Below are 18,860 nucleotides of genomic sequence, written 5' to 3' on the forward strand. Positions count from 1 at the left end.
GATAACATTCAGTTGAACCTTTTTAAGTTTGGCTGGATGAAATGAAGGAGTCAGCCTTTCTGGGAAAGGAGCTGTCCGGACATATCCGTCAGGTACGCATCGAGTTCTAACAAGTCATTAAAGCTTTCTACCTGTGATTTTTCCAGAAAATCCAGGGTGTAGTTTGAAATCAACCGGCCCCCGACCAGAATTTCAATCTCTTGATGATGCTCTCTGATCTCTTCGACGCACTCTTTCAATCGAGTCAGTTCCGTTGTCATCCCGATGGATATTCCAATGGCATGGGGTCTCCAGGCACTAATAAAGGTTAATACATCTTTGACAGGGACGTTGGCTCCCAAGTAACGAGTATTCCATTGCTTTTCTTTGAATACTTCGTTCGCAAGTTCCAGCCCTAAACTGTGATGTTCACCTTCTATACAAAATAAAAGAGCTTTAGGGTGGTTTTCCAAAGCTTCTTGATGGGTAAATACGGTAGCAAGTAAATATTTAAGGGTTGCAGTAGCTAAATGCTCATCTGCAACGGTAATTTGATTTTTCTCCCAAAGATCACCGATCCTATACATAGATGGTTTGATAATTTTCTCATAAAAAGTAAAATTATCTATTTTTGAGTGAATAGAAGACGAATGTAATTCCATTAATGAATGCACGTCTCCCGCGAGAATAGACTTGGTGAAAGCCTGGACCAGCTGATTCATTTATGATCACTCCTAGCAAAAATACCAATAACTATATTCAATAGATAGAATTGAAATTCCTGCTACAAATTTCAATCTATAATTGGATTGACTTTCCCAATGTTCTTATTTAATATAACCTCTGTAACACTAAACTCAAGTACCTGAGAGAGGTTCATAGCATTAACCCTCTATAAAAAACTATGGTTCTATGAATCTAACATGAGGTTTTCTAAAACATGTTATCCTTAAAGCGTAACAGGATAAGACAATTTTTGCAATTTTACTGCCTGTTACTCCGATTCTTAGGCTAATGCTATGTCCTCCTTCATTCGAGGCACTCTGAAGGGGAGGATTTTCACATGTCAGGAAGAAAAGACGAAGATTTAACAGATCTATCATTATTAGGAAATCAAGGAACAAATTACTTATTCGAGTATGCTCCACACATTTTGGAAGCATTCGACAATAAGCATCCGAACCGGGATTATTTTGTGAAGTTCAACTGTCCTGAATTCACAAGTCTCTGTCCGAAAACAGGTCAACCGGACTTCGCTGCCATCTACATCAGCTATATACCAGGTGAAAAGATGGTGGAAAGTAAATCACTCAAGCTTTACTTATTCAGCTTCAGAAATCATGGGGATTTCCATGAAGACTGCATGAACATCATCATGAATGACCTCATCGAATTGATGGATCCACGCTACATCGAAGTGTGGGGGAAGTTCACCCCACGCGGCGGAATCAGCATTGATCCATACTGTAACTACGGAAAGCCAGGTACGAAATACGAAACAATGGCAGACCACCGCTTGATGAACCATGATTTGTATCCGGAGAAAATTGATAATCGATAAGATGGGAAGGACGATTCTTTAATGGGATCGTTCTTTTTTTTGCGGTGGAAGCTAAAATTCCTACTATACCCTAATGGTTAACCCCTAAACCCAAACCCCATCCTCATCACATCTGAAAACCCTTCCAATTTTCACAATTATTAAACCTTATTTTTTTGACCGGATTCCCTTTACAAAGGGTCTTGATGGGCTTTATAATCCCGTTGTTCAACTATTTACGGAAAACCCAAAAAAAATTTTAAAGAAAAAGGAGGTTGCGGTGATGCGACAAAGAATATTTTCCTTCTTAATGATGAATCTTGGAGCATTTCTTGTTTCAGTGAATGTCCATTTTTTCTTATCGCCTAATAATTTAGCGACAGGGGGAGTAAGTGGATTGTCAATCATCATGAACGATCTGTTTCCAGGGTTATCCCTTGGACTGTTCATGATCATAATCAATATCGTGTTATTTATCGTCGGTGTGATTTTTCTCGGTTTTAATTTCGGTGCGAAAACGATTTACGCGAGTTTCGCCCTTTCATTCTATGTTTGGTTATTAGAGACAGTTGCTCCCATGAGTGCACCACTAAGTGAAGATATCTTGATTCAACTGATCATTGGTCAGTGCATTGCCGCAATCGGTATGGCGATTGTGTTCAACCAGCAGGCATCAACGGGTGGAACGGACATCGTGGCCCTGATCTTTAATAAATATTTCAATATAGATGTAGGCAGAGGTGTTTTACTGGCAGATTTATCAATCGCTACGTCCTCAGCCGTACTATTCGGACCGCAAGTCGGAATGTATGCCTTCTTCGGTGTCATCCTGAACGGACTGGTCATCGATTATGCATTGCAGCAATTCAATTCAAATAAAGAGATTGTGATCATCAGCCGATACAGCGATGAAATCAAGTCTTATATCGTTCATGAATTGGGAAAAGGAGCGACGATTCATACGGCAACGGGAGCGTTCACGTCCGATGAAAAGGAAGTCATCACGACCATCCTTGGTCGAAAGGACTTTACCAAGCTGAAAGGATTCATCACCCAGGTTGATAATCGCGCCTTCATCACGGTCCATACGATGAATGAAATACTCGGTCAAAACTTCAAACGATTGGCATAGAAACAAAGCTTCACCTTTCAATAAGGTGGAGCTTTTTCTTTGTCAAAAGCTCTTTTTGCAAAGATTGTTTTTTAGTTACATAGGAACTGCATTGGCTCTGTCAATCAGTGTATGCTCAGATGGAGAGGGGAACTGCTTCGCTTGCAGCTAGCGTTCGGCCGAGCCTCCTCAGCTTAGCCGAACGGTGTCTCGGTACGACCGTACTTCCGCAGGAGTCTACGCAGTTCCCCTCACCATCTATAAGGGAATTTCGTTACAGAGCTTAATAGTGACAAAAACTATCTGGAGAAAACGGACTACTGCTCTCTTTAAAAGTTGTCCTTATCCACGGTAGCATTGTTTGTTTCATTTGATAGATAGTTAGATGATCCACCGATCTGAGTTAACATTAAATTTTCTTTTACTCCTTTGTAGATAGTCCGTTTTGGGAATGAAAGCTCAACTTATCTACAATAGGAGTATTTTTTCGTTTGTATATCCATATTTATAGCTGTCAGAATTTAGTGGCAGAGAGTGGATTGTAGCGGAAGGCACTTGACTCCTGCGGGAGATAGAGGAAAAGTCGAGACCCCGCAGGGCAAAGCCCGAGGAGGCTCGACTTCCTCCCCGGGGAATCTTGTGCCTGGAGCGGAAAGGAACGGTCCATGTTTTTACAGTACGATTCATTCAATAGGTAAATTTACTTTTTTTGAAATCTGCGCATAATCAGTGGGAGAGACCCAAAAGATCGGCGTGGATGCCCACGGGCTGTACTTTCTCTATATAAATAGCAACAATGTTTACAAATGGAGCCTTGTCAAAAAATATCGTTCTACTTTCCGTAAAATAAAGGAAAATATTACCCTTTTCCTGTATAAATAGAAGGGTAGTGTCAAAAAACTTATGAAAAGTTGTAAAGGGCACTATCTTTAACCCAAAAGTAAGGTTCTTGGTCGCCGCAATCGCTCTTGACAAACACGCCAATGGTTTGTGAGGTGTTCATCAAGGGCGAAGGGGACAAAAGAAGGCATGCCAAATAAGCCCTTGGTTCAGCCATTTTAAACCATTGGCCAGTTCGGTTTGTCAAGAGTTCGCTCCGCCGATTGCTGGTTAAGGGCTCAGCTAAACAAAAGTTAGGCGGTTTGGTCGATGATCCAGTCCTGAGCCAGGCTAATCAACTTCGTCCACCTGGCAGGCATAGTCGGCAGTTTCTCAAGGTCCGGATTCACTACAGGAACCCTTCCCTCCAGAGTTGCGTGCGGGCGCAGGAAGTTAAAGTAGGGGGTGGAAATATGGAGAAAGAAGAGTTTGAACGCCTGGAACGGAAAATCAGCACTCTGGAAAAAGAGTTATACCTGGTGAAAAGGCAGTTGATCCAAGCGAAGAGCGAAAGTGAAGCGCCTGTTATTCAAAAAGCAGAAGTGTATGCGGAACCTGAAAAGCCGTTCCCTGCTGAAAAAGATGAGCCATTCATCGAAAAAGAACCATTCGATTTTTCTGTAGAACGCTGGCTTCCGAAAGTGTTTCTATTTGTTCTTCTGATAGGAAGTATCTGGGGCTTTATGGCTGCTTCTCAAAATGGCTGGGTAACGCCTGGTTTAAGGGTGTTAACGGGGGCTGTCATCAGTATCGTAATGTATTTCTTAGGAGAACGGTATAGCCGGGATCAGAGGAAATTATCCATCACGCTGCTATCGGGAAGCATCGTCCTTGCGATCATTACGTTATTCTCAGCAAACATTTTGTATGGATATATAGGTGGACTCACCACCAATCTACTATTAATGGTCATTATTTCTGTCGGATTGTGGACTTCTCATAAGCACCGTTCTGAAGTTGTTCTGTGCTTGATCGGGGCAGGGGCGTATCTGTTTCCGTTTATTTTCGCAGGGGACGAACGGAATGAGTGGTTGTTTTACGGATATGAGTTAGTGTTGTTCTTTGTGTTAATGACGTTCAGTACGGTGAAACGATACCGGATTGCCTGGAATATTCATTATTATTTACTATATTTCTCACTGTTTTTCTTTGCTGCCTTTGGAGTAGGGGCGATGACGCTGACCGTTCTGATCCCATTCGCGATTCAGCACGCCTATATTTTACTGTTGATCGTGCTGGGCCGCGATGAGCGCGCGAATGCCGAAATGATTCCTGCTCTAGTGTCAGGCTCATTCATCCTTCTTGGATTATTGAATGATATTTACGCAGTGATCCCGCTCTTTTACTATGTGACTTTCGCTGCGGTGTATATCGGCGTATCATTCATTGAACCGAAGGAAAAGAAACAAACTAAGGATGTTCTGCTCGTCTTGGGTTTCCTGCATGTGCTCCTCTTCTTATTTGAACTGTTCGAATACGATTGGCGCTTTGTCTTAGTCGGCATTCAGGCTACGGCCCTTTTATGGCTTGCGGGAAGAAGGGAAAGCTATCTTGGTTTGGCTGCTTCCATCCTTTTGATGTTGTATTCAATCCTCGCAGTGCTGGTGGGTGCATCAGATGATTTCTTCACGATTGAACTGCCGATTTTTGTGATCGCTTTTGGGTATGTGTATCTGTTCTCCCATTACAATACAAATGAGGCCACTTTCTTAAACGTGTCGAAAACGGCGATTAAAGTCGTGTTGACAGGGCTTGTGATGTTCTTCGTGTTACGTTTGACCGATTTCATTGTAATCGGTTGGGATTATACCCCACGGACAACCGCCTTCACCGTAGCGATTGCGACCCTGTCCATTGCTTACCTCATTTTCGGTGAAAGCAGGAAGGACGCCTTTTACCGCTGGGTGGGGATCAGTTTTTTAGCCCTGGCATTGGTGAAATTCTTCCTGGCAGATCTGGTGTTCCTGGATTTCACGATCCGTGCCATGATTCTGATTCCAATCGGAGTGATCGGTCTTGTGTTATCAAGAATTTTATATAAAAAGAAATAAACACATTGCAAAAGCTTTCAGAATAATTATATAATGATGATATTAACTAACGTGTAATGGAGAAGGAGGTGGAATTGAGATGAATCGTTCTGTAGGATTGCGTGGGAAGTATTTAGACTATATTTACATTTGCCGTGCAATTTTTCATGCATTTGCGTTCAAGGGGACACGTATGCCCTTTTTCAGCAAGTGAATATGAATACTGAACGGTAAGAGGTCTCAATTCCAATCACTTTTCTATAAAGAATCGGAAAAAGGGGGCGTTTTCGCTCTCTTTTTTTATGCCTTCTTTTATAAAAGGGGAAATGCGGTACAATCGCATTTCATGTCAGCCATGGGTGAGCCGTCTGCTTCCTCATGGCTTTTTTGTGATGAATACCTCTTACCTAAAAATAGATGACCGAAAGGAAGAGGAAAATGATATTATGCAGTGCACAGGAATTAAGCAAGATGTTTGGAGGACATTTAATATTTGAGGACTTATCCTTTGAAATACCGGAAAGGGCAAGAATCGGTCTCGTTGGCAGAAATGGGACGGGGAAGACGACGATTTTTAAATTATTATCAGGAGCCGAATCCCCTGATAAAGGTCTCGTTCATTTAAAAAAGGGAGCCAAGGTAGGCTATCTTGCGCAAATCCCTGACTATCCGGAAGGGACGAAAGGACTCGACGTATTGCGCTCTGCGTTTTCCCATTTGATCAAGACCGGTGAGCGCCTAAAAGAGTTGGAATTTCAAATGGGGATGGAGCAGGGTGCTGACACTCTCAACCGTTTATTAGAGGAATACGGTAAAATCCAGGACGGATTCACCCTTGCCGGGGGATATGAAATGGAATCCAACATTTCAAAAATCGTCAATGGATTGGACATCAGTGAACTGGTGGATAAGGAATTCAATGACTGCAGCGGTGGGGAACAAACCAAGCTTGGTTTAGGCTTGATCCTATTGCAAAAACCTGACCTTCTGCTCCTTGATGAACCAACGAACCACTTGGATATCGGAGCCGTTGAGTGGCTGGAGGAATTTTTGAAGGAGTATGAAGGAACCGTCGTCTGTATCTCCCATGATCGCTATTTTCTCGATCACGTGATTACCAAGGTGTATGACTTAGAGGATGGGGAATTAACGATTTATCACACGAACTACTCCGGTTTTGTGAGGGAAAAGGAAGAACGTCTGATGATTGAATTTCAAGCCTATCAGGAGCAGCAGAAGAAAATCAAGAAAATGAAGGAAGCCATCAAACGATTGAAAGAATGGGCGAATCAGGCCAATCCTCCTAATGAAGCTTTGCATAAACGGGCACGTAACATGGAGAGGGCGTTAGAACGGATGGAGAAGGTCAAGCGCCCGATTCTGGACCGTAAGAAGATGGGATTGGAGTTTGAAGGAAGTGATCGAAGCGGGAAAATCGTGTTTTCCATGGAGGATGCTTCAAAGGCTTATGGAGACAAATGCTTGTTCAGTGGCGCCGATCTCCTCGTCCATTTCAAGGATCGTACGGCGATTGTCGGACAGAATGGAACCGGTAAATCAACGATTATCAGAATGCTGCTGGGAGAAGAGACCGCCGATGCAGGTGTGGTGAAAATCGGAAGCAATGTGAAGTTAGGATACCTCTCTCAGCAGTTTACGGTGGCGGATCCGAGTGTTCGTTTGATTGATGCGTTCCGGGAAGAGGTTCCCGTGACAGAGGGGGATGCCCGGCATATTCTCGCCAGGTTTTTATTTTACGGACCGAATGTGTTCAGGAAAGTCGGTCAGCTGAGCGGTGGGGAAAAGATGAGACTCCGCCTTGCCCAATTGATGCATCAGGACATTAACTTCCTTGTCCTGGATGAGCCGACGAACCATCTGGATATTGATTCACGGGAGGTGTTGGAGGACGCCCTGGAAGACTTTAAAGGCACGATTCTGGCTGTCTCTCATGACCGGTACTTTTTAAATAAGTTATTTAAAAAAACGTACTGGATTCATAAGGGAAAACTTTATTTCTTTGATGGCCCTTATAGCTGGGCAAAGGAAAAGCTCCCTGAACTGATTCCACAGGAAGTGCCTGAAGCACCCGTGAAAAAAGAAGCGCCCCCTAAAGTGGCCCCGATAAAACCGTCGCGGAAGATGGAAGAGGTGGAAGCTGAGCTGGAACGGGTTGAAGAAGAGATTTTTTCCATTGAAGAGATGCTTCTTTCACAAAAAGACTTGGACATCCTTCAGGAACTGTATAAGGAAAAAGAACAGAAAGAGCAGGATCGGGACAAAATGTATCAGGAGTTGGAAGAATTAATGGGTTAGTGTAGAAGGGAGATGACGTTGAAGTCATCTCCCTTCCATAATTTCCAATAACCTTTGTATAATGGAAAAGAAGAGAGGATGAAAATGAATGTCTAAAAAAGAAGTGATCATCATCGGTGGCGGCCTGTCAGGGATCATGGCGGCCAAAACGTTAATGGATAAAGGAATAACAGATATCATCATCATTGAAAAGAGTAGAAGTGTCGGAGGGAGACTCGCCACGAGACGGATTCAAAACGGAAAAGCGGATCACGGCGCTCAATTCTTCACGGTGCGTTCCCCAGAACTTCAAACAGACGTTGAGAAATGGCTGCAGGCTGGCTGGATCAAAAGATGGTTCGGCAACCCCTACCCGCGCTACACCTCCGTCAATGGAATGAACGCCCTGGCCAAAAACTTGGCCGAAGCACTTCCTATAGAGCTTAATACGAAAGTCTCCTCCATCCGTGATGGGAGGGACGGACCTCTGGAAGTGGAGCTGGACAATGGAGAAAAAATCCTGGGAAAACAGATCATCGTAACGGCCCCTGTACCTCAAGCCCATACACTGCTACCTGAAATCGAGGGCACGGAGCTAAAGCATATCACCTTCGCTCCATGCTTCGTAGGTATGTTCACCTTTGATAAGGATAGCATCGTACCTGCTCCGGGACATAAGGACGAACAGCTGCCCCCGGGAGTAGAACGCGTGGTGGATCATCACAAGAAAGGAATTTCTTCTACCGTAACGGTGAGTGTGTATATGACGGGAGACTGGTCGAAGAAACGCTTTGACCTTGAGGACGACACCATTTTGGCTGAAATTCAGAAGGTTGCAGAACTTTATCTTGGAGAAGGTAATCAAATTGTCGATGCTCAATTGAAACGCTGGAAATACGCTGAGGCCGAAGAAGTCGTTCGCTCTCCTTATGTGGAACTTGGACGTAATCAGCGGGTTATGGTTTGTGGAGATGTTTTTCTCAGAGAAAAGGATGAAGCAGGAAGAACACGGTTTGAAAGTGCTTATTTATCCGGGATTTCAGCCGGGGAAAGAGTGGCAGAAAAGCTGAAGGGATCATCAATCGTGTAAGGTTGATCGTGGGGATTCAGAATAAGCACCCTATCATCAAGAAACACTAGTAGAGTACATAAATTCAATGATAAGTAGAGGAAATGAAATGAACATACAACTAAAAAAACCGAACCCTGACCATCTGGACACCATTATGGACGTTTACCTGAGATGTAAAAAAGATCTGGATGAAAAGGGATTGCTTCAATGGAATGAAGTCTACCCAAGCCGTGAGTATTTTGAAGAAGAAATGACCAATGGAAATCTGTACGTACTCATGATAGATGAAAAAATAGCAGGATCCGCCACCCTGAATGAATGGCAATCCCCCGAATGGTCCGAGATTCCTTGGAAGCACGAGAACGAGTGGGTGATTCATGCGTTGTTTCTTGATCCCCTTCAGCAGGGAAATGGATGGGGGAAAATATTCATGGAAAAGTGTGAAGAGCTCGCTCGTGATAGTGGATTCGGAAGCATCCGGTTAGATGCGTATTCAAGAAACACAGGGGCCAACTACCTTTATGAAAAAATGGGCTATGAGTACCGGGGTTCGGTCTATTTCACTTCTAAACCAGAGGGGCATCAGGAATATCGCTGTTATGAGAAAGCACTGACTCTTTAAGATTCAATCCTTGTTCAAATGTACCAAGGAAAAGAGGATGGGATAAATGGTATACTTGAAGGTACAGTATGCGCTGAATAAGAAAGCAGGGAAGCGATTATATTGACACCGATTTGGGATGAGGCGAGGGCCTTCATTGAGCAATGTTATCAGGAATTAAATAAAAGCGAATCAGACATGGTGCTTCGCTTACAACAAATAGAAGATGAACTAAGAACAGAAGGAACCTATACTCATACGACAGAAGAGCTAGTGCACGGAGCCAAGATGGCGTGGAGAAACAGCAATCGCTGTATCGGCCGGTTGTTCTGGAATTCACTGAACGTGTTTGACGAACGGGAAGCGTCGACGGAGGACGAGGTGTTCAGAGCGTTAGAGCGCCACCTTGACTATGCTTCCAATAATGGAAGAATCCGTCCGACGATTACCATCTTCAGACCCTCTCAGCCACATCAACCGGACATTCGATTATGGAATCATCAATTGATCAGATATGCCGGCTATGTGGAGGATGGACAATATACAGGGGATCCACATTCCGTTGAGTTTACCAAGAAATGCGAAGGACTCGGCTGGAACGGGCAGGGGACTCACTTTGATGTCCTGCCTTTCGTCGTGCAAATCGGGGACGGACCTCCACAGTGGAAAGAGATTGAAGCTCGACTCAGGTTGGAGGTCCCTCTCCGTCATCCGGAATTTGACTGGTTTCAGGATCTCGGGTTGAAGTGGTATGGAGTCCCGATCATTTCTGATATGGAATTGAAAATCGGGGGCATCTCATATAAAGCAGCTCCGTTTAACGGCTGGTATATGGAAACGGAAATCGGCGCACGAAATCTTGCGGATGAGAACCGCTATAATCTTCTGCCGAAAGTAGCGAGCTGCATGGGGTTGGATATGTCGAGAGCGGCAACGTTGTGGAAAGATAAAGCGCTGATCGAGTTGAATATCGCCGTACTCCATTCCTTTAAAGAAGATGGGGTCAGCATCGTCGATCATCATACGGCTGCCCAGCAGTTCCGCTTGTTTGAAGAGAACGAGAAGAGTGCTGACCGTGATGTGACCGGGGACTGGACATGGTTGATACCACCTGTATCACCGGCAACGACTCATATATTTCATAAAGAATACGACAATACGTGGAATACCACTAATTATTTCTACCAGGATAGACCTTATTAAGGGGAGCTGTTTTCTGTTTCGTACAGAAAGCAGCTTTTTTTAATAGGTAAAGGGCGGACGTTTGGACACTTCATAATATTGAAACCAAAACCTGAATTCATCAAATAAGACAGGACCATCGAATGTGAAATTCTCAAAGAAATCTTCAACTAATTCTGTGTCGGCATCATCCATAATGCCAGTCACATAAAGAGGCGTCTTGAATCGTTTGTATAGATCTTCATATCCATAAAAGCTGAACAGATCTTCAAGTTGATGTTCGTTCATTATCTTCACCTTCCTTTCTAGTAGGTTTTCTCTATCTTGTAAAAATATCCATAAAAAAACAGCAACGGAAGGAGTCCGTGCTGTTTGTCTATTGCTTCAATTCGGTATAAACGACCAGGCGCTTACTGTAGTTTCTTGAGGAACGGTCAAAATCACCTGTGCAAGTGATCAAATTAAGGGTACTTGCGTGTGAGTAACCAAAGATCGATTGAAGAGGGGCGTCATCCCAAGGATATTCCTTCATGTCCGTTACAACGAAGGTACGGTCTTCACCATCTTTATTTTTAACAATGATTTCATCACCTTTTGAAAGCTTGTTCAGGTTATAAAAAATAGCGGGGCCATTCCGGCTGTCGACATGACCGCCGATGACAGCATTTCCTGGTTCGCCCGGTTTGTATCCGCCTTCGTACCATCCAGTCTTCTCGAAGCTTTCGGTTACGGCCATTTCACCATTTTCCTTTAACCCGACAGCCTCTACTGGTGCCGATAAATCGATTGCCGGGATTTCAATGGTCGTTGGCATGATTCCGCTTCGCTCATCCTTAATGATCGTATCAGCAAATGGGGAAGGGGAAGTGGTGGTACTCGCCATTTGAGCTTTCGGCTTTTCTTCTTGCTTTTCGATTGTTTGCGTTTCAGCTTTTTCCTGTTGAGAACTTGAACTTAATCCTGCAGAACAGGCAGAAATGGGCAATAGTACAAGCACAAGTAGTACAACCCTCATAGTATACATTATGTGAAGCCACTCCTTTCATCTTCACACTGGGGGACGGACCTTAATAGGTCCGTCCCTCTCATCATTTAAAATTATTTTTTGTGTGTAGCGTATTTTTTCATTCCGAGTGTGGTTCCACCAGCGATGATTAAGAGGGCTGCAAGAAGGAATTCGAACGGGAATTCGCTTCCGGCTGTTCCACCCATACCGGTGTTGGGCATTTCTGAAGGCATATTGGCTTTGAATTTGTCAGGGAACTGATCAGCAAATGCTCCTGATAAACCTTTTGCCGGATTCAGCATATGCTCATACGCCATGCGGATTTGATCCCATGATTTATCGTAATCCCCGGCTGCATAGCTGTCGAATGCTCCAATCAGTTGATCCACGTGCATTTGAAGTCCTTCTGCCAGGGCATCAGATTTCAATCGGCCGTCCGTTGCCGTTTCAAGGAATTTGGAGAATTCTGCCCGATATCCATCCAGGTTCTTAAGGGCTTCTTCTTTTGCTGCTTCATCTTCAGCACCTGTTGCTTCTACATAATCAACGAAGAATCCGATGTGCTTGGACCACATATCCTTAAATTGGTTACCCGCTTCTTCACCGTATACGGAAGCGATCGCTGCAGACAGGTCTTCAGTATTTGCATTCAGGGCACCAACAGAAGCATCGAAATCTTCTGATCCGTCAATCCCATTTTGCATCGCCATCGTTGCAAGGGCAGCATGCTCTGTTAACAGGTGATTAAGAGTTGAACGTAAATCCGTTGCCGGTGTAACGGCCATCGTATTTTCGAATTTGTCAGGATATTGATCCGTGATCGCACTTGATAATCCTTTTGATACCATTCCCATATGTCCGATCGCCTCACGTTCGTATTCGTAAGCCTTTTCATAGTCACCGGCTACATAACTATCAAATGCACCGATCAGTTGGTTGATATGCATTTGAAGTCCTTCTGCCAAACTATCAGATTTTAAACGTTCACCCGTTGCCGTTTCAAGGAAGTTAGAGAACTCTTCTTTGTAGCCTGCAAGATTTGCCAGTGCTTCGTCTTTCGCCGCTTGATCATCAGCACCTGTAGCTTTTACATAGTCAACGAAGAATCCGATGTGATTCGTCCAGATTGTGTTGAATTGATTACCTGCTTCTTCACCGTATACGGAAGCGATCGCTCCTTTTAAATCGGCTGCGTTATCGTTCAGGGCCGCGGCTGCTGCATCAAAATCTTCAGCACCTTCAGCTCCGCGTCTCATGGCTTCCACCGCTAAGTATGCATGCTCAGTAAGTAAGTGATCTAATGTTGTTCTTAATTCTCCGGCTGGGGTATCCACTTTCGCCTCGTTTGAATGATCTTCACCGTTGTGGGCTGAAACTGTACCTGCAGTTGGTACTAGTAATGTCATACTTAGTGGGACCGCTAAATATCCTTTTTTCATTTTCATCGTCGAATCTCTCCTTTTTTTATATTTTCATAGAGCTAACGACGGAAGATGAAACTTGGATCACTTTTTTTGAAAAACTTTTCTATTATTTTTTAAAAGGATTAAAAGTAGGATGTAAGTATTGCTTGCAGGAGCTTCATTAAAATGAAAAAAGGCCCGGCAGTGCTGGACTGCCGGGCAAGGGAAAACGATTTATTAAATTTCTGAAGCCAACACAATTTCTCCCTGTGGAAGCTGACTGTTGGCATCGGGCTCAAGAGTGATCGCGACTGTATCCCAATCTTTCTTCGAGAATTCTTTATTGAATTTGAAAACGACCGAGCCTTTTCCGTCCTGGCTCGTGACAAATGTTCCGGCGCGTTCCGGCTTATCATCTTTAATGAGCCATACCTGATAGACTTCCCCGTTGGAAATATCTTGAAGCTCAGAAGCCTGGACCACCATGCTCGTTTGTTCGCCTTGCTTGATGATGCTGGCTGTTCCCTTTGCATCACTATTGACAGGTGCAAGGTCTACATATTGCACAACCTGATCAATCGTTGCTTGTTCCACCACTTCGTTTTGATCCTCAAGCTGCGTAAACAGATAGGCATTCCCGATTAAAGAAAGGGCGAGAGCTGCAGCGACAGAAGGGAGGAACCATGACTTCTTTTTCTTTCTGGAAAGGGGCCGGGCGTTTGAATGCACTTCCTCTTCACCTATTATGTTGGCAAAAACACGTTCTTCCAGGTCTTTGGGAGGTTCGACAACTTCGGATGCGAAAGGCATGAATTCTGCTAACTGCTCCAGTTCATGAAGTTCTTCCTGACACTGGGGACAGCTTTCCAGATGCTTTTCAAATTGGGCTTTCTCAAGTTCAGATAAATGACCGTTGTAGTAATCCAGTAAGTGATCGCATTGTTGTGTAGTCATTCGAATTGACCTCCTTTCCCTTTAAGACACGTGTGTAAATGCTTTAATGCTAGGCGGATTCTTCCCTTGACAGTCCCGAGTGGAATGTCAGTGGACTCGGCAATGGTTTGTTGAGTCAATCCTTTATAATAGAATAATTGGACAATGTTTTGCTGATCATCTTTCAGAGACTGGATGCAATCCCGAATCGCTGCTCCTTTTTCCTTCCATTCCAATTGGTCGGCCGGAGTTTCATGAGTGACCTGCAGGGAGTCTTTCTCTATATATTCAACAGACTCGTGTTTCTTTCGTTTCCTTATCGCGTCGAGGCAAGTATTCCTCGTCATCGTTAACAGCCAGGACGAAAATTTTCCTTTACTGTGATCATAAGGTGAGTGTTTTTTCCAGAGCTTCATGAAAACCTCCTGAATCACTTCCTCGGCCATTTCACGGTCCCCTGTCATTTTATAGGAGAAAGAATAAATCAGTTTTTCATATTGTTGATAAAGCTGTCGTAATGCAGTCGGATCTTTGGCTAAAACTTGTTGATACAGTTCTATATCCTTGCGTTCATTGGGCATAATACGCTCCTTATCTTTGGAATGAATACAATAAGGATACTAAACAACGGGGCTGAACTCAATTTTAAAAAGCTTACTGAGCTAACGAATGAAATTAGAATTTGGATCACAAATGTTTGGAAAAATGGTTAGTGGGGTAAGGGGTGAGTTTGGAGTTGATTACAAAAATATCCCCCAAACAAAATGGGGGATAACTTCTTCTTATTTTACTTTTTGTAATTTGTGAATCACGGATAGGGAACGTCCTGTGCCGATTGCCACTGATTCCAGCGGGTTTGGAGCTAAGTGAACCGGTACAACAATCTCTTGACTTAGCCAATCTTGAAGTCCGTTTAATAGTGCTCCGCCACCAGTCAGAATCACGCCGCGATCGACGATATCCCCACTTAGTTCAGGAGGACAATTTTCCAATGTCGCTCGGATCGTTTCCAAAATGTGAAGAAGAGATTCTTTCAGCGCATCCTGAATTTCGTTTGATGATAGTTCAATCGTTTTTGGAAGTCCAGTCACGAGGTCACGTCCACGAATATCCATCGTTCTTTCTTCATGGTCGATCAGTGCTTGACCTACTTCGATTTTCACTAATTCTGCCGTTCTTTCACCAATCAACAGATTGTAACGTTTGCGAACGTACTGAACGATATCCTCATCCATTTGATCTCCACCGATACGGATCGTGTTACAGGAAACAACGCCACCGTAAGAGATGATCGCTACTTCCGTCGTTCCTCCACCGATATCAACGATTACGTTGGCAACAGGCTCGCCTACAGGCAAGTCAGCACCGATCGCAGCAGCGACAGGTTCTTCAATAAGGGTCACGGATTTCGCGCCGCTTCCTCTCACGGCATCCTGAATCGCTCTTCTCTCGACACTTGTAGCACCAGAAGGCGTACAAACAACAACCGTTGGCTTGCGGATAGAGAATCCAAGTTTTTTACTCGCTTTTTTCATCACTTGTTTTAACATTTCAGTCGTCACGTCAAAGTCGGCAATCACACCATCTTTAAGCGGGCGCACAGCCACAATCTTTCCTGGCGTTTTCCCGATCATGCTCTTGGCTTCGGTTCCAACTGCCAATACCGTTTTATTCTCTGTGTCAATCGCGACAACAGATGGTTCATTAAGTATAATTCCTTTATTTTTACTATAAACAAGTATATTTGCAGTTCCTAAATCGATACCAATTTCAGAGTTTGATAACATCAATATTCCTCCAACTATAAGAATTCTAGACAGTATAACCTTCTATACAGTATAGGAGATTTTTGAGGGTTATGAAGGTGGAGATATTTACCACCGACAAATTATTACAAAGTATGACAGAAGTGAAAGCGTTATTAAAAAAGTAAAAGTCTATGATAGAGGGTTTTTGTATACCTATATGGGTAAAAGGGGACGGACCTTGAATTTTTGTTCGTTAAAAAAATTTAAACGTTCTGTAATATAGATGGGGATGTTTGGAGTAGTCGGATGGTGGTAGTCGATACACCGTCTTTATCAATCAATCTATCAAACAAAAAAATGCCCCCACTATAAGAGGCATTTTCTCATTATCAAAGCGTAAATCGCTCCAATTCTTTTTTCATTTCTGCTGTCATTCCGTTCAATTTTCCTACCTGTTCATTCATTTGCTCGAAGTACCTCAGCTGCTCTTCTGTTGAAGAAGAAATTTCTTCTGTTCCGGCAGCGGTTTCCTCTGTGATGGCCGAGATGTTTTCAATGGCTGCAATCACCTGGTTGGTACGCTCATTTGAAGCAAGCATGCCGTTTTCAAGTTGTACTAAATTTTCATAAATGGTTGAAACATTTCCGGAGATGTCTTCAAACGCATGCTCTGTCACACTCATGGAGTCCACTTGCTGAGTAGAAAGGGATTTTCCCTTTTGGGAAGCTTCCATAATAGAGTGGATGCCGTTTTTGATATTTCCGACCATGTTACCGATTCGCTCGGTTGCAACGGAGGAGTCTTCTGCCAGTTTTCGGACTTCCTGGGCAACGACGGCGAATCCTTTTCCTGCGTCCCCGGCTCTGGCTGCTTCGATTGCTGCGTTCAGTGCCAAGAGATTGGTTTGATCGGCAATTTCCCTGACCGCATGGGAGGCATGTTCAATTTCACCGGTATACTGGGCAAAAGATTCGATGGAATCCATGATGGATGAAGAAGATTCAGCGATCATTTCAGCGAATTGCTGCTGCTTGTTTAAGGATGCCCGGCCATGTTCAACCGAATCCAATGCCACTTTACTGCTAGCGGATGATTCTCCGCTTTGTCGCACATTCTGGGCAAAATCATCTCCCATCACAGACATTAAAGCAGCCGTTGATTGAATGTCTTCAGAGATGGATTGACTTCCCTTTGCCAGTTCTTCAGTCGAAATCGCGACCTGGTTGCTGCTTTCTGCCAGACTCGTCATTTGTGAGCGTACATCCTTGGTGAACTTCTCTACATTTGATCCGATCTCATGGACGGATTGAACCGTACTCCGCAGGTTCAGAACCATATGGTGGAAAGCCGTTTGGAGTTTGTCCACTTCAAATTTACTGTTCTTCTCTTTAACCGAATCAACTGAAATCGTTAAATCACCATTGGCCATCTTTTCAGCGTTATCCACCATAATGTTTAAAGGCTTCACAATCCGCTGAGTCAGTAAGATGGATGCTGCCATAGATAGGATGATGGTCAAGATAAATCCAATCACTGCCACCCACACGATAAATTCGATTTGCCTCTTGTTATCTTTTAATAGATTCTGATACCAATCATTTGTTTGTTTCGTTAAGAGATACATATCGTTCAGGACTCCGGAGATACGAATCGACTGACGTTTGATCTCCGCTTTGTTCATGTCAGATAGGGCTGCATCTGAGGCAGTCTTCAAATCTGTGAATTTCGTCTCGATGGATGAAAGGGTTTCTTGCTGATTTTTAACGGTCAAAAGCTTTTTCAAAACGGATATCTGCGTAGAAGTTTCTTCCAGCATACCTTCTACCATTTGTTTGTTTTCTGCTGTTGAATTGACGGAGTAATTGGATAGTGCCTGCTTTGCCACAATCAAATCTCCCCGTAATGTTTCTGTTTCCAGAAGCACTTGTACATCTTCATTTGCAGAATTTTGAAGAGAAATCAATTGAGAGACGATGTACCCAATGATAATCGTCGAAAGGATAAGGGGGATAAGTCCCAAAATCAGTAAACGTTTTTTTAATGCCATGAGAATACTCCTTAGATGAGATTTATTGCAATTTAATCGTAATGTCCCCAGAGATGATTTTGTTTTTAGCGTCTTCAAGTTGTTTTGTTTCTTCAGAAGACAAGCTGGTGACTCGAATGGGAGCTAATCCCACTCCGTCTTCCTTGAGACCCAGCTCGAAGGCTTGTTGAGTTATTTTCTGATTTGATATGAGTTCTTTTGTAATGTTGAAAACCGCGTTATCCACTTTTTTGACCATGGACGTGACGACGGACTTTTCGGCGATGAAGTATTGATCCGAGTCGACCCCTCCAGACAAAATGCCTGCTTTTTGCGCAGCCTGAATCGCTCCCACTCCTGTAAAACCAGCGGCAGGATAAATAAAATCGGCGCCTTGTTTCATTTGGTTCTCAGCTATTTTCCCGCCAAGCTCAGCGTCACCAAAGTTGTCGGCATTGTCTTTCAATACCTTTATGGAAGGGTTGATGTACTGAGCCCCTTGTTCAAACCCTTTTTCAAAACGTTGAATAACAGGAACATCGGCCCCGCTAATGAATCCAATCGTGTTGCTCTTTGATTTCATGGCCGCCACCATACCGAGAAGGAAGCTGCCTTCATGTTCTTTAAACGTAATCGATGTGATATTCTCCACATCTGAAAATCCGTCTATCAAAAGAAATTTCTGGTCAGGATTTTCTTTTGCAATCTTTTCGATCGCATCTTGAATCGAAAACCCAAGACCGATCACAAGCTCATGCTTCTGATCGACAAGCTCCTGGAGTGCTTCCTCAAAGTTCCCGTCCGGTGCTTCTCTATAATCAAATAAAATTCCTAATTCATCCCGTGCCTTTTCTAATCCTCTAAATGCCGAATCGTTAAACGATCCATCTCCGAGCCCTGTGTCAGAGAGAAGGATTCCAATACTCTGCTGCTTTTCTATACCCGCTTCTTCCGTCATAGGCGTGGAACATCCCGCCACAACAAGCATAACAAGAAGAAACATGCTGATTATTCTTTTCAAAACGCTACCTCCAAATAAGTCAATGTTGAGACA

General features: G+C 43.6%; 17 protein-coding genes and 1 pseudogene. 8 read left to right on the forward strand and 10 right to left on the reverse strand.

From position 1 onward, the window contains the following. Positions 1–50 precede the first annotated feature (50 nt). Positions 51–701, reverse strand: coding sequence for a cobalamin B12-binding domain-containing protein (locus DET59_RS05775; protein ID WP_113968654.1), 651 nt, complete (start codon positions 699–701; stop codon positions 51–53). 341 nt (positions 702–1,042) lie between these two features. Between DET59_RS05775 and queF the strand changes: the two genes are divergently transcribed. Both queF and DET59_RS05785 read left to right on the forward strand, forming a co-directional pair. Next, on the forward strand, positions 1,043–1,540 hold the full coding sequence (gene queF, locus DET59_RS05780; protein ID WP_113968655.1) for a preQ(1) synthase: 498 nt from the start codon (positions 1,043–1,045) through the stop codon (positions 1,538–1,540). A gap of 262 nt (positions 1,541–1,802) precedes the next feature. Then, complete coding sequence (locus tag DET59_RS05785; protein WP_113968656.1) at positions 1,803–2,651, forward strand: YitT family protein; 849 nt, start codon at positions 1,803–1,805, stop codon at positions 2,649–2,651. A gap of 1,112 nt (positions 2,652–3,763) precedes the next feature. On the opposite strand, the pseudogene DET59_RS22345 reads toward DET59_RS05785, so the two are convergent. Further along, positions 3,764–3,913: pseudogene (locus tag DET59_RS22345) on the reverse strand (DDE-type integrase/transposase/recombinase); the annotation flags it as partial. A gap of 9 nt (positions 3,914–3,922) precedes the next feature. Here DET59_RS22345 and DET59_RS05800 point away from each other — a divergent pair. The 6 genes from DET59_RS05800 (at position 3,923) to DET59_RS05820 (ending at position 10,710) form a co-directional block, all read left to right on the forward strand. Beyond that, entirely contained in the window at positions 3,923–5,560 is a 1,638-nt protein-coding gene (locus tag DET59_RS05800; RefSeq protein ID WP_113968658.1) for a DUF2339 domain-containing protein, read from the forward strand. A gap of 79 nt (positions 5,561–5,639) precedes the next feature. After that, entirely contained in the window at positions 5,640–5,753 is a 114-nt protein-coding gene (locus DET59_RS22235) for an RAxF-45 family protein (RefSeq protein ID WP_098351140.1), read from the forward strand. A 224-nt stretch (positions 5,754–5,977) separates the two neighbouring features. Continuing rightward, a complete protein-coding gene (abc-f, locus tag DET59_RS05805; protein WP_113968659.1) occupies positions 5,978–7,855 on the forward strand; it encodes a ribosomal protection-like ABC-F family protein in 1,878 nt (625 codons plus the stop codon). A gap of 88 nt (positions 7,856–7,943) precedes the next feature. Further along, a complete protein-coding gene (locus DET59_RS05810) occupies positions 7,944–8,924 on the forward strand; it encodes an NAD(P)/FAD-dependent oxidoreductase (RefSeq protein WP_113968660.1) in 981 nt (326 codons plus the stop codon). An 88-nt stretch (positions 8,925–9,012) separates the two neighbouring features. Further along, complete coding sequence (locus DET59_RS05815; RefSeq protein WP_181778063.1) at positions 9,013–9,528, forward strand: GNAT family N-acetyltransferase; 516 nt, start codon at positions 9,013–9,015, stop codon at positions 9,526–9,528. A 102-nt stretch (positions 9,529–9,630) separates the two neighbouring features. Further along, the gene (locus DET59_RS05820; protein WP_113968662.1) at positions 9,631–10,710 is read left to right on the forward strand and encodes a nitric oxide synthase oxygenase; all 1,080 of its coding nucleotides are present in this window, start codon (positions 9,631–9,633) and stop codon (positions 10,708–10,710) included. 39 nt (positions 10,711–10,749) lie between these two features. Here the strand turns inward: DET59_RS05820 and DET59_RS05825 are convergent, their stop codons facing one another. The 8 genes from DET59_RS05825 to DET59_RS05860 form a co-directional block, all read right to left on the reverse strand. Beyond that, on the reverse strand, positions 10,750–10,977 hold the full coding sequence (locus DET59_RS05825; RefSeq protein WP_113968663.1) for a hypothetical protein: 228 nt from the start codon (positions 10,975–10,977) through the stop codon (positions 10,750–10,752). 88 nt (positions 10,978–11,065) lie between these two features. Next, positions 11,066–11,713, reverse strand: coding sequence for a class F sortase (locus tag DET59_RS05830; RefSeq protein WP_113968664.1), 648 nt, complete (start codon positions 11,711–11,713; stop codon positions 11,066–11,068). A 74-nt stretch (positions 11,714–11,787) separates the two neighbouring features. After that, positions 11,788–13,140, reverse strand: a complete 1,353-nt coding sequence (locus tag DET59_RS05835; protein WP_113968665.1) for a copper amine oxidase — start codon at positions 13,138–13,140, stop codon at positions 11,788–11,790. A gap of 195 nt (positions 13,141–13,335) precedes the next feature. After that, positions 13,336–14,052, reverse strand: coding sequence for an anti-sigma factor (locus DET59_RS05840; RefSeq protein ID WP_113968666.1), 717 nt, complete (start codon positions 14,050–14,052; stop codon positions 13,336–13,338). Next, the gene (locus tag DET59_RS05845; protein WP_113968667.1) at positions 14,049–14,612 is read right to left on the reverse strand and encodes an RNA polymerase sigma factor; all 564 of its coding nucleotides are present in this window, start codon (positions 14,610–14,612) and stop codon (positions 14,049–14,051) included. Before DET59_RS05845 ends, DET59_RS05840 begins: the two co-directional genes overlap by 4 nt. A gap of 201 nt (positions 14,613–14,813) precedes the next feature. After that, complete coding sequence (gene mreBH, locus DET59_RS05850; protein ID WP_034761217.1) at positions 14,814–15,818, reverse strand: rod-share determining protein MreBH; 1,005 nt, start codon at positions 15,816–15,818, stop codon at positions 14,814–14,816. A 350-nt stretch (positions 15,819–16,168) separates the two neighbouring features. Continuing rightward, positions 16,169–17,827, reverse strand: coding sequence for a methyl-accepting chemotaxis protein (locus tag DET59_RS05855; protein ID WP_113968668.1), 1,659 nt, complete (start codon positions 17,825–17,827; stop codon positions 16,169–16,171). A 22-nt stretch (positions 17,828–17,849) separates the two neighbouring features. Beyond that, positions 17,850–18,827 (reverse strand): BMP family lipoprotein, encoded by a 978-nt coding sequence (locus tag DET59_RS05860; protein ID WP_113968669.1) that lies wholly within the window; start codon positions 18,825–18,827, stop codon positions 17,850–17,852. Positions 18,828–18,860: the final 33 nt, after the last annotated feature.

The organism is Rossellomorea aquimaris, from assembly GCF_003315075.1.
In the GTDB taxonomy this organism is placed as follows: domain Bacteria; phylum Bacillota; class Bacilli; order Bacillales; family Bacillaceae_B; genus Rossellomorea; species Rossellomorea aquimaris_C.

Excerpts from the sequence above, each read along its gene's own strand:
- DET59_RS22235 (WP_098351140.1), top strand. The coding sequence starts at position 5,640 with ATGAATCGTTCTGTAGGATTGCGTGGGAAGTATTTAGACTATATTTAC.
- DET59_RS05840 (WP_113968666.1), bottom strand. The coding sequence starts at position 14,052 with ATGACTACACAACAATGCGATCACTTACTGGATTACTACAACGGTCAT.
- queF (WP_113968655.1), top strand. The coding sequence starts at position 1,043 with ATGTCAGGAAGAAAAGACGAAGATTTAACAGATCTATCATTATTAGGA.
- abc-f (WP_113968659.1), top strand. The coding sequence starts at position 5,978 with ATGATATTATGCAGTGCACAGGAATTAAGCAAGATGTTTGGAGGACAT.
- DET59_RS05775 (WP_113968654.1), bottom strand. The coding sequence starts at position 701 with ATGAATCAGCTGGTCCAGGCTTTCACCAAGTCTATTCTCGCGGGAGAC.
- DET59_RS05800 (WP_113968658.1), top strand. The coding sequence starts at position 3,923 with ATGGAGAAAGAAGAGTTTGAACGCCTGGAACGGAAAATCAGCACTCTG.
- DET59_RS05845 (WP_113968667.1), bottom strand. The coding sequence starts at position 14,612 with ATGCCCAATGAACGCAAGGATATAGAACTGTATCAACAAGTTTTAGCC.
- DET59_RS05815 (WP_181778063.1), top strand. The coding sequence starts at position 9,013 with ATGAACATACAACTAAAAAAACCGAACCCTGACCATCTGGACACCATT.
- DET59_RS05835 (WP_113968665.1), bottom strand. The coding sequence starts at position 13,140 with ATGAAAATGAAAAAAGGATATTTAGCGGTCCCACTAAGTATGACATTA.
- DET59_RS05785 (WP_113968656.1), top strand. The coding sequence starts at position 1,803 with ATGCGACAAAGAATATTTTCCTTCTTAATGATGAATCTTGGAGCATTT.
- DET59_RS05830 (WP_113968664.1), bottom strand. The coding sequence starts at position 11,713 with ATGTATACTATGAGGGTTGTACTACTTGTGCTTGTACTATTGCCCATT.
- mreBH (WP_034761217.1), bottom strand. The coding sequence starts at position 15,818 with ATGTTATCAAACTCTGAAATTGGTATCGATTTAGGAACTGCAAATATA.
- DET59_RS05855 (WP_113968668.1), bottom strand. The coding sequence starts at position 17,827 with ATGGCATTAAAAAAACGTTTACTGATTTTGGGACTTATCCCCCTTATC.
- DET59_RS05825 (WP_113968663.1), bottom strand. The coding sequence starts at position 10,977 with ATGAACGAACATCAACTTGAAGATCTGTTCAGCTTTTATGGATATGAA.
- DET59_RS05810 (WP_113968660.1), top strand. The coding sequence starts at position 7,944 with ATGTCTAAAAAAGAAGTGATCATCATCGGTGGCGGCCTGTCAGGGATC.